Below are 15,397 nucleotides of genomic sequence, written 5' to 3' on the forward strand. Positions count from 1 at the left end.
CTAATACGCCACCGGACAACTGGCATCATTGCTGCCAACTTCGCAACTTTTCAGAGTCTCTCGTCGCATGGAATCCAATAGTCAAATCATCGAGCGCAACCCGACTGCCCAGCGGCAGGATGAAGAGGGCGGCGAGATCGATCCGCTCAAGCTGGCGCTGGTTGTCTGGCAGCGTAAATGGAGCATTCTTGCTCTGGTGCTGGTGGTCGGCATGCTCGCCAGCCTCTGGGCCAACTCGCTGACCCCGATTTACCGCGCCGAGTCGACCATGCTGTTCGAGCGCAAAACGCCACCGGTGATGTCGCTTGAAATGATGTATGGCTTTGACAGCTTCGGTTTTGAATTCCTTGAAACCCAGATCGAGCTGCTCAAGTCGCGCGCCTTGGCCGAGCGCGTGGTGCGTGACCTCAACCTGACCAGCCATCCGGCCTTCGATCCCGCCCAGCAACCGAAGCAGGAACCTTCGCTATTCAGCCTGAGCGGTTTGCGCCAGAGATTTGCCGCCAACGAGGTGGTGCCGGTTACCTTGCCGGAAGATCTGCAGACCGAGCAAGCCGCAAGCGCGGCGCAAGTCTTTGATGCCGCCACCAGTGCGGTGATGGGCAGCACCAGCGTGGAGAAACTCGGCGACAGTATGCTGGTGCAGATCCAGGTGACCATGGCCGACCCGCAGCTGGCTGCCAGCATTGCCAATGCCCTGGGCAGCAGCTTTATCGAGAGTCAGCTGGAAGCCAATATGGACATGTCCATGAGCGCCACCAGCTGGATGAACAGCCGTCTTGAAGATCTGCGTGACAAGCTCAAGGTCGCCGAAACCAACCTGCAGGCCTACCGCGAGTCGGAAGGTCTGGTTGATGTGAACGGGGTCGGCACCATCAGTGCCGCCGAGCTCAGCGGCACCGGTGACCGCATGATTGAAGCGCGCAGCCAGCGTGCCGAAGCCGAGAGCCAGTACCGTCAGGTACAGGGCATGCAGGGTAACTGGGAGCGTCTGTCCAGCGTGCCGGCGGTACTCGGTAACCCGCTGATCCAGTCGTTCAAGGGCGATGAAGCCAAGGCCCGGGCCCGAGTTCAGGAGCTGTCGCGACGCTATGGCCCCAAGCACCCGTCGATGCTGGCCGCGCAATCTGACTTGAATGCGGCTTCAGCCAGTTTGCGTGCCCAGGTCGAGCAGGTGGTGGCCGGCATCGAGCGCAACTACCAGCTGGCAGTGGCCAACGAGAACTCCCTGAAATCGTCCTTTGAGGCCAACAAGGAGCAGATGCAGGATATCTCGCGCAAGGAATTCAAGCTGCGCGCCCTGCAACGTGAGGTGGATGCCAACCGCACTCTTTACGAGACCTTCATGAACCGCCTGAAGGAAACCTCGGCCACGGCCGATCTGGACCAAAGCAACGTGCGGGTGATCGACAAGGCCATCACCCCTGGCGGTCCGATCGCTCCGCAGAAGTCACGCATCGTACTGATTGCGGTGGCACTCGCCGCCCTGTTCGGTGTCGGTCTGACATTGCTGCTGGACTTCCTCAGCAATACCTTCCGTGGCACCGATGATGTCGAAAGCCGCCTGAACCTGCCGGTGCTGGGCATCCTGCCGCTGCTGAAGAACAAACAGCGCACCGAGCTGATCGGCATGTTCAAGAGCGACAAGGACAAGAGCTTTTCCGAATCGGTGCGTACCATCCGTACCGGTGTGGTGCTCAGCGGCGTTGATCATCCGCACAAGGTACTGGTCATCACCTCGTCCATCCCGGGGGAGGGCAAGAGCACCGTGGCTTCGAACCTGGCCTTCGCCCTCGGGCAGATGGAGAAGGTTCTGCTGATCGATGCCGACCTGCGTCGCCCGAGCCTGGCCAGGAGCTTCAAGTTCCCGGTCGGTACTCCGGGGCTGGCCAACCTGATTGCACACACGGCCAACCTGGAAGAGTGCATCAAGACCGTCGATGGCATCGACGTGATGTGCGCCGGCACTGTGCCGCCCAACCCGCTTGAGCTGTTGTCCTCGCCGCGCTTTGCCAAAGCCATTGAGGCACTCAAGGCCCGCTACGAGCGCATCATCATTGACTCTCCACCGACTCAGGCGGTCAGCGATGCCATGGTGCTGGCCAAACAGGCCGATGGACTGATCTACGTGATCAAATCCGACTCCACGCACATCCCGCTGGTGGAAAAAGGCGTCGGCCAGCTGCTGCAGAAGAACGTCCCGATCAAAGGCGTCGTACTTAACCAGGTCGACATCAAGAAAGCCCAGAAATACGGCTACAGCTACGGCGGCTATTACGACTACTACGGCTACAACGAAGGCAAAAAGTCCAAGGCCTGATTCACAGGTTAAGTCTTTACTCCTCTCCCCATAGGGGATAGCAGCAAGGAGTTTGCGATTTTTGCGGGAGCGGCGCCCCGCCGCGAAAGGAGCCGTCAGCGAGGTACCGCGCCAAACCGTAGGAGCGGGCTTGCCCGCGAATGCTTTCCCGGAAAGCGCAAACGCGCTACTTGGCAACAGAGCAAAAAACAGCGCAGGCCAGCCAGCGCCTAGGCAAAGCAGCTCCAGCAAGAACCAATAACCAACCCATCGCTTAACTGTGGAAATCCAATGCTCGAACTGAAGGACGCCAGAATCGCGGTTATCGGCCTGGGCTATGTCGGCCTGCCGCTGGCGGTGGAGTTTGGCAAGCGTTACCCGACTACCGGTTTTGATATTCGCGCTGCGCGTATCGATGAACTGCGCCAGGGCAAAGACGCCACGCTGGAGGTTTCGGCAGAAGAACTGGCTGCATCGGCGCAGCTGAGCTTCAGCGCCAGCCCTGAAGACTTGCGTGCCTGCAACGTCTACATCGTCACCGTACCCACGCCCATCGATGCCGCCAAACGTCCCGACCTGACGCCGCTGATCAAAGCCAGCGAGCTGGTTGGCAGCCTGCTCAAGGGCGGTGATCTGGTGGTCTACGAGTCCACCGTCTACCCCGGTTGCACCGAAGAAGTCTGTGTGCCGATCCTGCAAAACCACTCCGGCCTGCAATTCAACAGCGACTTCTTCTGCGGCTACTCGCCCGAGCGCATCAATCCCGGCGACAAGCAGCACCGGCTGAGCAGCATCCTCAAGGTCACCTCCGGCTCCACGCCGCAGGCTGCCGATTGCGTCGATGCGCTGTACCGCTCGATCATCCAGGCCGGCACCCACAAGGCTGCCAGCATCCAGGTGGCCGAAGCTGCCAAGGTCATCGAGAACACCCAGCGCGACGTCAATATCGCCCTGATCAACGAACTGGCGCTGATTTTCAACCGCATGGGCATCGATACCGAAGACGTGCTCAAGGCAGCCGGCACCAAGTGGAACTTCCTGCCGTTCCGCCCCGGTCTGGTCGGCGGGCACTGCATTGGTGTCGATCCGTATTACCTGACGCACAAGGCACAGCAGGTCGGTTACCACCCGGAAGTCATCCTTGCCGGCCGCCGCCTCAACGACAACATGGGCGCCTATGTCGCCAGCCAGCTGGTCAAAGCCATGCTCAGGCAACGCATCCAGGTGGACGGCTCGCGCGTGCTGATCATGGGCCTGGCGTTCAAGGAAAACTGCCCGGATCTGCGCAACACAAGGGTGGTCGACATCATCAGCGAGATGCGCGAATACAACGTCAGCGTCGACGTCCACGACCCATGGGCGGATGCCGCCGAAGCACTTCACGAATACGGCCTCACCCCGGTCAGCCAGCCGCAGACCGGGCACTACGACGGCATCGTCCTCGCCGTCGCCCACGATCAGTTCAAAGCCATGGGCGAAACGGCATTGCGCGCCCTCGGCAAGCCGCAGCACATCCTCTACGACCTCAAATACATCCTGCCCAAAGAAGCCAGCGACCTGCGGCTCTAACCCCACCCGTTGGCCTGTGCAGTGATATTTTGTGGGAGCCCCGACCCGGGGCGAGCTTTTGCTTTGGCAACGCCCCGGCAGAAGTTACAGACACACATGCACCGTAGGGTGGGCTTGAACCCACCAAAACCCAGATCCAGAGGTGGTGGGCTGAAGTCCACCCTACAAAGCTAAACCCGCAGCCAACGCTGTTAAACGAATCCACCGGCCACCCCAATGACCCGCTACCAACAACTGCTCGCCGAACTGCCCAAAGTGCCCAAGACCTGGTTGATCACCGGGGTCGCCGGCTTTATCGGCAGTAACCTGCTGGAAACCCTGCTCAAGCTCGACCAGCGTGTCGTCGGCCTGGACAACTTCGCCACCGGCCACCAGCGCAATCTGGATGAAGTCCAGTCACTGGTCACCCCGCAGCAATGGGCGCGCTTCCAGTTCATCAACGGCGACATCCGCAATCTCGACGACTGCCGCCAAGCCATGACCTTCACTGCACCGAACGTCGACTCGCCCACGAACACCATCGCTTCCGTAGGAGCGGGCTCGCCCGCGAATGCTTCACCGATTATCGAAAGCGCAGCACAAAACAACAGAACCAATCCATCGCAGGCAAGCCAGCTCCTACAAGAGCAAAACCAGACACCCCGGCAGGAAGGTTCAAACAGCTCGCCCGCGACTGCCGCTGCGTCTGTAGGAGCGGGCTTGCCCGCGAATGCTTCCCCCCACCCAGCACAATCAATCCCCGTCGACTACGTCCTCCACCAGGCTGCCCTCGGCTCCGTCCCGCGCTCGCTGGAGGACCCCATCACCACCAACGCCACCAACATCGACGGCTTCCTCAACATGCTGGTCGCCACCCGTGATGCCCGGGTGCACAGCTTCACCTACGCCGCCAGCAGCTCCACCTACGGAGACCACCCCGGCCTGCCCAAGGTCGAAGACCTGATCGGCAAGCCGCTCTCGCCCTATGCCGTGACCAAATACGTCAACGAGCTGTATGCCGATGTCTTCGCCCGCAGCTACGGCTTCAACAGCATCGGCCTGCGCTACTTCAACGTATTCGGCAAACGCCAGGACCCGGACGGCGCCTACGCCGCCGTGATCCCCAAATGGACCGCCGCCATGATCAAAGGCGAAGAGCTGTTCATCAACGGCGACGGCTCCACCAGCCGCGACTTCTGCTATATCGACAACACCGTACAAGCCAATCTTTTAGCCGCCACGGCCACCGATGCGGCGGCGCGTAACCAGGTCTACAACGTCGCCGTCAGCGGTCGCACCGATCTCAACCAACTGCTGGCCGCCCTCAGGCAAAGCCTCGCCAGCAACGGCCTGAACTACGACAAACCAGCGGTCTACCGCGATTTCCGCGCTGGGGATGTGCTGCACTCCCAGGCCGACATCAGCAAGGCCCGGCGCCTGCTTGGCTATGCGCCGCAGTTCGACTTCTCGGCGGGCATAGAACAGGCGATGCCTTGGTATATAGGTTTTATGAAATGAGCTTGCTCAACTGGATTGAGTTTCAATCTTTGGGGGATGAAAGAGGCGGTTTAGTAGCGCTCGAGATTGGCATGGAAAAAGCGGTGCCTTTTGAAATCAAGCGGGTTTATTACATCCACCATACTGAAGCTGGCGTAAGCCGAGGCTTTCACGCCCACCACAATCTACGGCAAGTTGCCATTTGCGTAGCGGGCAAGTGTCGCATGGTGCTGGATGATGGTTTTAGCCGTGAGGAGACCTGGATGAATTCGCCTACCAGGGGGTTGCTAATTGAGACTATGGTCTGGCGCGAAATGCACGACTTCAGCGACGACTGCGTACTATTGGTATTGGCTAGCGAACATTACGATGAATTAGATTACATTAGAAATTATAATAGATTTATCGCTTCTAAGAAAACTCGAATTGTTAAGTATGACGAGCGTTTTTTAAAGTTATCTTGGGAGTGGCTTAATGATCCTGAAATAAAAGCGCTCACAATGACGCCGGACTTCACTCGGTTGCAGCAGCTGGAGTTTTACAAGTCTCTGGATGGGAGGAGTAATTACAAGATTTTCGGTGTGATGTTTGGTGCTGAGCTTGTAGGCGCTTGCGGATTGAAAAATATTGAAGCTGAGGTTGCTGAGCTTTGGCTGTATATTGGAGTGAAAAAATACTGGGGAATAGGTATTGGAAGGGAGGTTGTCAATTTTTTGGAAGGTGAGGCGGCTTCAATTGGTTTAAAAGGCTTGTATCTAAAAGTTGCGGTTTCAAATATTTCGGCGCAAACATTGTATAAAAAAAATGGATTTAAGGAAGTGATTACTGAAGCTGAAAGTTATCTTGTGATGGAGAAAAGCTTTGATTCTATCAGTAACAAGGTATGACTCAGAACAAAAAAGTGAGTGGGACAGCTTTGTAGCTGATTGTAAAAATACTCACTTTATGTTTTATCGTGATTATATCGAATATCATGCAGACAGATTTTTTGATTACTCCTTGGTGATAAGGGATGACCGCGGGACTATAGTTTCAGTTTTGCCGGCTAATGTTTCTGAGGGTATTATTTACAGCCACCAAGGACTTACGTTTGGAGGTTATTTAACGAATAATAAGATTGGCACAGAATTAATGCTTGCTGTTTTTGATGAGGTAAATTTATTCTTAAACAATAAAGGATTTAGTAAGCTTATTTATAAGTGCTTGCCTCATATTTATCATGAGTTGCCGGCCGAAGAAGATCGTTATGCGCTTTTTGTTAATGATGCGACTCTTATTCGAAGGGATGTATCGGCATCTATTTTTTTGGAGAATAAAGTTTCATATAGCAAGTTGAGAAAGCGCTGTATTAATAAGGCAATAAAAGAGAATGTGATAATAGAGCTTTCGACTTGTAATGAAGAATTTTGGGCTTTATTGGGGAATGTTTTACTAAAAAAACACGGCGTGAAGCCTGTGCATGATTTGAAAGAAATTACAAGGTTGAGAGACCGGTTTCCTGAAAATATAAAAATCTTCGTTGCAAGACACCATGGTGTTGTGGTTTCAGGTGCTGTTATCTTTGAAACTAAAACAGTGGCGCACGCTCAGTATTTGGCAAGTGATGAACTTGGGCGTAGCTTGGGTGCTCTAGACTTGTTAATCGATAATTTAATCAATGAGCGATATCGAGATAAGAGGTTTTTTGATTTTGGAATATCAAATGAGAATTGTGGTCGCTTTCTAAATAAAGGTCTGATTGCCCAGAAAGAGGGTTTTGGTGCTCGCGCGATCGTGCATGATTTTTATGAGATCGAAATTAAATGATTCCCTTCCTCGATCTCAAAGCCATCAATGCAGTCAATCGTGACGAACTGATCGAAGCCTGCACCCGCGTGATCGACTCCGGCTGGTATATCACCGGCAACGAACTGGCCTGCTTCGAAAATGACTTCGCCAGATACTGCGGTACCAGTCATTGCATCGGTGTGGCCAATGGACTGGATGCCCTGACGCTTACCCTGCGCGCCTGGAAAGAGCTGGGCAGGCTCAAGGAGGGCGATGAAGTCATCGTCCCCGCCAATACCTATATCGCCAGCATCCTTGCCATCACCGAGAACCGTCTGATACCGGTACTGGTTGAGCCCGATGAGGCCAGCTACAACCTGTGCCCTCTCAAGGCAGAAGCTGCAATCACGCCAAAAACCCGCGTCATTCTGGCTGTGCATCTTTACGGTCAGCTGGCCGACATGCCAGCCTTGCTGGAGGTTGCCGAACGTCACAACCTGCTGGTACTGGAAGACGCAGCACAAGCCCACGGTGCCAGCCTGGATGGCCGTAAGGCCGGTAACTGGGGCGATGCCGCAGGCTTCAGCTTCTACCCCGGCAAGAACCTTGGTGCCCTGGGTGATGCGGGTGCCATCACCACCAGCGACGACGACCTTGCGCAAACCTTGCGTGCCCTGCGCAACTACGGCTCCCACGAGAAGTACCAGAACCTCTATCAGGGAGTGAACAGCCGTCTCGATGAAATTCAGGCAGCCATGCTTGGTGTCAAACTCAAATATCTGGATAAACAAACCGCGCAGCGCCGGCAGATTGCCAACCTCTACCTTGAAGGCATTAGCAACTCCGCCATCCAGCTGCCCTGTTGCCCCAACCCGGAACAACACGTCTGGCACCTGTTTGTCGTCCGCAGTCAGCAGCGCGATGCCTTGCAGCAGCACCTGACCGAAGCGGGAGTACAGACACTCATCCACTACCCGATACCGCCCCATCTGCAGCAGGCTTACGCGCAATGGAATGGCAGAAATTATCCGTTGACCGAGGCCATGCACCAGCAAGTGCTCAGCCTGCCGATGGGGCCGACCATGAGTGCCGATGATGCCCAAGCTGTTGTTCGGGCATGTAATCAATGGGCAGGTTGATGCATATCCAGCCAGTACCAGCTCAGTCAAGTGCACACTTCGTAGGAGCGTGCTTGCTCGCGAAGTTGTGGCGTAGTCTGTATCGCGAGCAAGCTCGCTCCTACAGATGCAGCGTGCTCACGTTTAACTCGTCCCGGCTCAGCATTTGCAGGCACTACCGGTGACCGAGAAATCCTCCCACCGCCAGATTCTGCGCAGCTCTTTCATTATTGGCGGGGCTTCAGTGATCAATATTCTGATCGGCCTGCTGCGCATCAAAGTGGTTGCCCTTCTGCTCGGGCCTGCAGGTGTTGGTTTGATAGGCCTGCTTCACAACCTGATGGCCACCGCGTCCACTATCGGTGCGCTGGGAATTGGCACTGTCGGCACCCGACAGATTGCCGAGGCAGCAGGACGTTGCGATCAGGCCGGCATTGACACGGCGCGGCGCGCCTTGTTCTGGGGTACTTTGTGCTTGGCTGCCCTAAGCGGCTTGCTGCTATGGGCGCTGCGCCATGTGCTGGCCGAAATGGTGCTGGCCGACCCAAGCCAGGCATCCCTGGTAGGTTGGCTGGCGCTTGGTGTAGCACTGACGATTGCCTCCGGGTCGCAGGCCGCGCTACTCATCGGCATGCGCATGATAGGCGATGTCGCCAGAGTGCAGGTGTATTCGGCAATCCTCTTCACCGTCCTTGGCATTGGCGCCATCTGGTGGCTGGGTGAGGTCGGCTTGCTGCTGTTTATCTTGGCAGGGCCATTTGCCGGCTTTCTAATCAGCCACCTTTACGTGGCGCGTTTGCCACCAGTCTCCACGCCGCCAGTGCCATTGGCGGCGCTGATCGGGCAATGGCAAACCATGGCCCGGTTGGGTACGGCCTTCATGGTCGCCAGCCTAGTCGGCGTGCTCGGCCAGTTGGCCGTGCGTACGCTGGTGCAGCGCGAGTTGGGTGTTGAGAGTCTCGGTTACTTCCAAGCCGCCTGGATGCTTTCCATGGCCTACTTAGGCTTTGTGCTGGGTGCTATGGGTACCGATTACTACCCGAGACTGACCGCTGCCATCAACGACCACGCTACCGCCAATCGCCTGGTCAACGAACAAACCGAAGTAGCTCTGTTGCTGGCAGGGCCGGTATTGCTCAGTATGCTGGCGTTGATGCCTTGGGTGATTCAGTTGCTCTACACGGCAGACTTTGCCCCTGCCACCAGTATTCTGCGGTGGCAACTTCTCGGTGACGTACTGAAAATCGCCAGCTGGCCACTTGGCTTCATTATCCTTGCCACTGGGGCTGGCCGTACTTATATGTTCACTGAGTCGGTAGCTATGGCCGTATTTGCCGGTACCACCTGGCTGGCCTTGCCTCGACTGGGTATACAGGCTACCGGCATCAGCTTTCTTTTGATGTACATAGTTTATTTGCCCCTAGTGTACTGGCTGGCAAAACGGCGAACAGGGTTTTGCTGGAGTCGTGGCGTTCTGCTCGACATGGCCCTGCTGGCTGTTGCTTGCGTTACTGTGACAGCTTGTGGTTTCTGGAACGACTGGTTGGGCGCAGCGGTTGGTTTGTTTGCAGCGTGCAGTTTTGGTGTGGCAGCCTTGCTGCGCTTGGCGCGGATGGCAGAGGTGGGCGGGCCGTTGGGTCGCTTGGTATTTTCGACTCGGCGCTTTATATCCAAATTGGGTGCGTTTCATGGGTGAAAACGGTAAGCCGCTGGTGACCTTTGCTTTGTTTGCTTACAACCAGGAAAAATATATCCGCGAGGCGGTAGAGGCCGCGCTGACGCAGGATTATTCCCCGCTGGAGATCATCCTGAGCGACGACTGCTCGATCGATGCAACATTCGAGATCATGCGGGAAATGGCTGATTGCTACACCGGGCCGCATTCAGTAGTACTCAATCGCAACACACGGAATCTCAATGTTGGCGGCCACATAAATAACGTAAACAGGTTGTCTAACGGCGAATTGATAGTTGCTGCAGCCGGTGACGATATTTCACAACCAGACCGCGTCAGTCGACTGGTTGATGCGTGGTTGGCGACCGGGAAAAAGTCCGGGTTATTGCACTCTGCATGCATCATGATCACAGAGGCCGGCGCCTTGATTGGGGAAAGAGGTTTTCCAGCACTGGAGGAGCTGAAATCCGCAGAGTCAGCGATCGTTAACAATGTCCGTGTCATGGGTGCGACCGAGGCGTGGGACAGACGTCTTTTCAATAGTTATGGTGATTTTCGAGACGGGTTGGTCCATGAAGACCAAGCCCTTACTTTCCGGTCATTACTGGCAGGTCGGCCCGTGACCTACGTAGATCGTCCATTGGTATTCTATCGATACGCGGTAGGCATCACGGCCAGTTACTTTGGGCCGGCTGCACGAAATACTTCAAAGAGGGTGATTGAGCTCGGGCGCTTGCGTACCGATGCGCTGCAGCGGCTGGACGACTTAAAGGTGTTTCCAAATCCTCTTATTGAGGCTGCTGCTTCTTCAGCTTGGAACAAGTACGACGTCGCCCTGAGATTCGAGGAGAGTATGCCTGGCCTTTTCGAGCTCACCGGATTGTTTAGGAGAGTGGGCATTGCCTGTGTTGCGCGCCTAGTCATAAAGCGCTTGGTAAATACATGGCGGAAAAGATGTTGAGTGGCATTGCCACCTGAGGCCATTCGTCCCTTCTGGTACAGAAATTGGAAGCGACTGTAACGTTTAAATTTTGCTTTGGTTTGGGGAAGGTGGGCTGGATACGGCTTAGCTGGCGGGCGGTTGCCAGTATTGGCTCTGCGGATTGTGCTGCCTGGTGCAACCGGCGGACTGGTTGCAAGTGAGTATTCGATCTGCTGCCGGCTTTGGTATAGACGTGCAAGCTGAGCTTGGAGCGGGTTTCGTAGCTGGGTAGTGAGTTCGGGCGCCTAGCCGCTAAGGTGCGGCGCTAATTATTCAAGTTGGATGGTGCAATGCATGAGTGATAACGAAAAGCCCCTGGTGACCTTTGCCTTGTTTGCCTACAACCAGGAACAGTTTGTTCGCGAGGCTATAGAAGGTGCTTTTGCTCAGACTTATGAACCGCTAGAGATCATCCTGTCTGATGATTGTTCGATGGATCGAACGTTTGAAATCATGCAGGAGATGGCGGCGGGGTATGAAGGGCCGCATCGAGTATTAGCGCGCAAGACGCAAGCCAATCGAGGTTCACTGCTTCATGTAGCCGAGGTCGCTGCAATAGCTCATGGCGCCCTTCTGATACTGGCCGCGGGTGACGATGTTTCGATAAGTAATCGAACAGAAAAATTGGTTATGACCTGGATGACTACGCGTGCATGGGGTCTCTATTCAAGGCATGACCGAATTTCTGAGAGCGGGGCTATTATATCTCGGCGTGATGAAGTCAAAATACTGACCTCGCCACAATACAGGCTGCGTCAATATTTTCTGACTCGCCGCGATGAGATAAGAATTATTCATGGAGCAACTTCGGCATATGATAGAAGACTTTTCGATTTTTTAGACACTACTCCAGCCGACTACATTTTGTCCGAAGATGGTGCATTGAGTGTTCTCCTAAATTTACTGAACAAGGAAATTAAATTTCTCGACGACTCGCTTGTTCTATATAGGGAAAGCGAGCAGTCCTTAACGCAAGGAACTCGTTCTGGCCCATTCACTTATAAAACAGCTAGGAGTGACGAGCTTGCTATTCAAAGATTTGCACGCTCGCAAGCAAATCGTTGTAATCTCTTTCTTAGAATGAATGACAAATATGGTCAGGAAAGTAAGGTAACACTAGATGTTGCCGCCATTCAAGATGACAGAGAAAGACAAACGATACGCTCCAAGTGGTGGTGCTCGTTAACACTCTGCGATAAGTTTAATTATCTACTTCGCGTGCGTAATTTGCAGGACCAAAAGTGGAGTATTCCACGAATGTTGCCAAATCCAATATTTCTATATACAAAAGTCCTTTTCAAAAAAATAGTTAATATAAAAAAATATGTGTTTATTAAAGCGAAGTGGTCGAAGTAATATCGATAAGGTGTTAGTTGGTAATGAATCAATATAAATTGTTAAAAAGACTTGCAAGGAGTCTTGCTCATTATTTAAGGAATACTTTGAAGCGCGCGCAACTGTATCCGCTTGGATTGCGTACGTGTGCTTCGACATCTATTGCTTGGACGGTCTCGGTAGACGGAGGCGGAAGTAGTTGTCTTGTCAGGGTCGGACAGTACTCAACACTTGATGCTGGGGTAATTCTCCGTGCGTATGGTGGGTATATAGAAATCGGAGAACACTGTAGCATTAACCCATATAGTGTTTTGTATGGCGGTGGGTCGATAAAAATTGGCAATGGTGTGCGTATTGGTCCGCACAGCCTAATTGTTGCCTCGAATCACATATTCGATGACGCTACGAAGTATATATATCAACAAGGTGAAACCACAAAGGGAATTACAATCGAAGATGATGTTTGGATCGGTGCTGGCGCGAAAATTCTTGACGGTATTGTTGTTCGAAAAGGTACAGTTGTTGGAGCTGGCGCAGTGGTAACTAAATCAACTGAATGTTACTCAGTTATTGTCGGGGTACCAGCAAAACAGATATCTTCAAGAGTATCTTGAGAGCGTGCTTAGGTGTTTCCCCTTTTATTATATTTTAAATAATATTTTTTTGATTGCTCGGTAGTCAAGAGTCGTGATGTTGTTACTCCTATGGCTTTATCTGCTGAAATCAGCGTAACTTATCGGAAAGCAGAGTAAAAAGTTTCACAAAAATGAGAAATTACTTATGTGGGAAAGTGAAGCTCAATGGATGGCAAGGAAGGTTAGGCAGATTTTCTATGGCGGCCCATTATCGAATGCTAACTGTCTTAATCTTGGTAGTTCAACTATAGAGTATAGAGCATCAAAAAAGCCATATATTGGGTTGTTAATGGATGTCATATTAAAGCAAGGTTTAGATATTACGCATGTTGATTTTAAAAAAGGTGATGGAATAAATATATCCGGAGATTTCTGCGACGAAGCATTTAGGTTGAAGTTGAGTGAAATTAAATACGATTTAATATTATGTAATAATGTTCTAACGCATGTTGAAAGTCCTTCGTGCGTCTATAAAATAATTGACAAATGCTTAGTTGTTGGCGGCTACGTAATTGTAAGTGCGCCAACTATTTACCCTTACTGCGCAGATCCTTATGACTCGAAATATAGGCCTTCAGTCCAAGACGTAATGAGCAATCTTCCAAGGTTGCAAGTCGTAGAATGGGTTGAAATAGAATCTTCAGAAACACACCTGACCAGGCTAAAGGAAAACCCGCGTCAGTTAGTTTCATTCCTATACAATATTTTTGTTCCAATTAGAGGGTATCGGCGTTGGGTGAACGTGCTTAAAGATATTTATAATATAAACAGAAAATTTAAAACTATATGTGTCCTTATGAAGTGCTCTGCTGAGTGAATGTGAAAATAAAATAAAATGAATATCCGATCGATTTTTTTGAAGAGAAGACTGTGGAAAATCGGAATTTATGAGATATATAACGAAGATGAAATATTCAAGCGCGCGCTTGTTCAGCCTTTCCATATTATAGGTGAGAAGGGTTTTCGTAAAAATTTTAGCTATCAGTCAACTATTGCAGATCCATTTTTATTTGTCAAAGATTTGGTTCTGTATGTTTTTTATGAAGCGCAAACAGATTTTGGTGCTGGCGAAATATGGGCTCAATCAATGAATGCTGTTGGTGAGTGGAGTAATCATGGTTGTGTGATTAAAGAAAGCTTTCATCTCTCCTACCCGCAGGTGTTTGCATATAATAATAATATTTATATGGTTCCGGAAGCAGCGGCATCGGGCAACGTATTTCTTTATCGTTCAACTTTATTTCCGATTAAATGGGAGCGTTCGAAGGTTCTAGTGGCAGAGTCGCTATTGGATCCTTCAATAATCATCCGGCCAGAGGGCATATATTTATTCGGAACAACAAGATCGGATGATTTAAAAATGTACCATTCTCGTTCTTTTGAGGATGAATTCGTTGAGTTAGATGTAGTCATATCAAATTGTAAATCAACTGCACGAAATGCTGGTGCAATATTGGAAGTTAACAATAAAATCTATCGCGTCGCGCAGGACTGTAAGCGTACTTATGGTGAAAAAATACACGTCTTTGAAATAAATAAATTGGGACTGAATGGTTATAGTGAACGACTTATCGAGTCTGAAATTTTTGCAAATAGACCTAGTTGGGCATCAGAGGGTTATCATCACCTAAGTTTAGCGCGGTTGGGCGATCGCACTTTTGTTGCAGTAGATGGCTTTGCATGGGACACAAGACTGAACAAAGCATCCTTGATTTGGCTAAAATTTATTTTTTTAATTAAGAAGCATATAGGCTTGTAATTTACTAATTTGAGTAATAAGGAAATGAGCATAAAACTTGTGCTGAAAAAAATAGCTAATATGGCAGGGTTTGAGTTATACAGAAAAGGGAATTTACACACAACAATCGATACTCATTTATCGGCTCTTTTCAATAAATACATGATTGATTGCGTAATGGATGTGGGTGCAAATTCTGGTCAGTATGGAAAATTTCTTAGAGGTCTTGGGTACCAAGGGTGGATTATTTCGTTTGAGCCTGTAAAAGCTGTTTTCGAAAGGCTGGAATATCTCGCTGAAACCGATGAGAAATGGCTTTGCTATAATTTTGCTCTCGGTGAGAAAATAGAAGAAAAAAAGATAAATATCTATAGCAGTACTGTATTTTCTTCTTTTTTAGAGGCAAATGATTATGCAAAAGGAATTTGGAGCTCTCTCAATAGTGTCTCCTCTCAGAAGGTTTCAGTAGTAAGTCTTGACAGTATTTTTCCTGAAATTAAAGAACGAACTCTCGCTGAAAACTTTTATCTGAAACTCGATACCCAAGGGTATGATCTAAACGTTTTTCGTGGTGGAATTGTTTCGCTGGATCATATTACAGCAATGCAAGCAGAGCTTTCACTCATACATGTTTATGATGAGATGGAAGATCCACATGAGGCTCTTAAAGAATTTAACTCTAATGGATTCTTTGTAAGTGGAATGTTTCCGATAAATAGGGATGAATCATTAGCTGTTATTGAATTTGATACGGTTTTGGTTAGGCGGTCATCTTAGTTTATGGTTGACTCTAATTGCAAAAC

General features: G+C 51.2%; 13 protein-coding genes. All 13 read left to right on the top strand.

The window, feature by feature from the left end:
• The first annotated feature begins 67 nt into the window (after positions 1 to 67).
• On the top strand, positions 68 to 2,320 hold the full coding sequence (locus BLT89_RS04245; RefSeq protein WP_090193253.1) for a GumC family protein: 2,253 nt from the start codon (positions 68 to 70) through the stop codon (positions 2,318 to 2,320).
• Between the two features lie 270 nt (positions 2,321 to 2,590).
• Positions 2,591 to 3,868, top strand: coding sequence for a Vi polysaccharide biosynthesis UDP-N-acetylglucosamine C-6 dehydrogenase TviB (gene tviB / locus BLT89_RS04250; protein ID WP_090193254.1), 1,278 nt, complete (start codon positions 2,591 to 2,593; stop codon positions 3,866 to 3,868).
• Between the two features lie 216 nt (positions 3,869 to 4,084).
• Complete coding sequence (locus tag BLT89_RS17885) at positions 4,085 to 5,365, top strand: NAD-dependent epimerase/dehydratase family protein (protein ID WP_231975060.1); 1,281 nt, start codon at positions 4,085 to 4,087, stop codon at positions 5,363 to 5,365.
• The gene (locus BLT89_RS18030) at positions 5,362 to 6,231 is read left to right on the top strand and encodes a GNAT family N-acetyltransferase (protein WP_157718782.1); all 870 of its coding nucleotides are present in this window, start codon (positions 5,362 to 5,364) and stop codon (positions 6,229 to 6,231) included. The genes BLT89_RS17885 and BLT89_RS18030 overlap by 4 nt, the downstream gene beginning before the upstream one ends.
• Positions 6,206 to 7,150: a GNAT family N-acetyltransferase gene (locus BLT89_RS04270; RefSeq protein ID WP_197673536.1), complete on the top strand. Its 945-nt coding sequence runs from the start codon at positions 6,206 to 6,208 to the stop codon at positions 7,148 to 7,150. The genes BLT89_RS18030 and BLT89_RS04270 overlap by 26 nt, the downstream gene beginning before the upstream one ends.
• Positions 7,147 to 8,250 carry a DegT/DnrJ/EryC1/StrS family aminotransferase gene (locus BLT89_RS04275; protein ID WP_090193256.1) on the top strand — a complete coding sequence of 368 codons (1,104 nt, stop codon included), beginning with the start codon at positions 7,147 to 7,149 and terminating at the stop codon, positions 8,248 to 8,250. Before BLT89_RS04270 ends, BLT89_RS04275 begins: the two co-directional genes overlap by 4 nt.
• 160 nt (positions 8,251 to 8,410) lie before the next feature.
• Entirely contained in the window at positions 8,411 to 9,925 is a 1,515-nt protein-coding gene (locus tag BLT89_RS04280) for an O-antigen translocase (protein WP_090193257.1), read from the top strand.
• The gene (locus BLT89_RS04285; protein ID WP_090193258.1) at positions 9,918 to 10,865 is read left to right on the top strand and encodes a glycosyltransferase; all 948 of its coding nucleotides are present in this window, start codon (positions 9,918 to 9,920) and stop codon (positions 10,863 to 10,865) included. The genes BLT89_RS04280 and BLT89_RS04285 overlap by 8 nt, the downstream gene beginning before the upstream one ends.
• Before the next feature lie 315 nt (positions 10,866 to 11,180).
• Positions 11,181 to 12,242 carry a glycosyltransferase family 2 protein gene (locus tag BLT89_RS04290; protein WP_172829115.1) on the top strand — a complete coding sequence of 354 codons (1,062 nt, stop codon included), beginning with the start codon at positions 11,181 to 11,183 and terminating at the stop codon, positions 12,240 to 12,242.
• Between the two features lie 23 nt (positions 12,243 to 12,265).
• Positions 12,266 to 12,835, top strand: a complete 570-nt coding sequence (locus tag BLT89_RS04295) for an acyltransferase (RefSeq protein WP_090193260.1) — start codon at positions 12,266 to 12,268, stop codon at positions 12,833 to 12,835.
• 166 nt (positions 12,836 to 13,001) lie between these two features.
• A complete protein-coding gene (locus BLT89_RS17560) occupies positions 13,002 to 13,673 on the top strand; it encodes a class I SAM-dependent methyltransferase (protein WP_157718783.1) in 672 nt (223 codons plus the stop codon).
• Between the two features lie 18 nt (positions 13,674 to 13,691).
• On the top strand, positions 13,692 to 14,615 hold the full coding sequence (locus tag BLT89_RS17565) for a glucosamine inositolphosphorylceramide transferase family protein (protein WP_157718784.1): 924 nt from the start codon (positions 13,692 to 13,694) through the stop codon (positions 14,613 to 14,615).
• A 24-nt stretch (positions 14,616 to 14,639) separates the two neighbouring features.
• Positions 14,640 to 15,371 (top strand): FkbM family methyltransferase, encoded by a 732-nt coding sequence (locus tag BLT89_RS04300; protein ID WP_090193261.1) that lies wholly within the window; start codon positions 14,640 to 14,642, stop codon positions 15,369 to 15,371.
• Positions 15,372 to 15,397 lie beyond the last annotated feature (26 nt).

Origin of the sequence: Pseudomonas pohangensis, from assembly GCF_900105995.1 — a bacterium.
GTDB lineage: Bacteria > Pseudomonadota > Gammaproteobacteria > Pseudomonadales > Pseudomonadaceae > Aquipseudomonas > Aquipseudomonas pohangensis.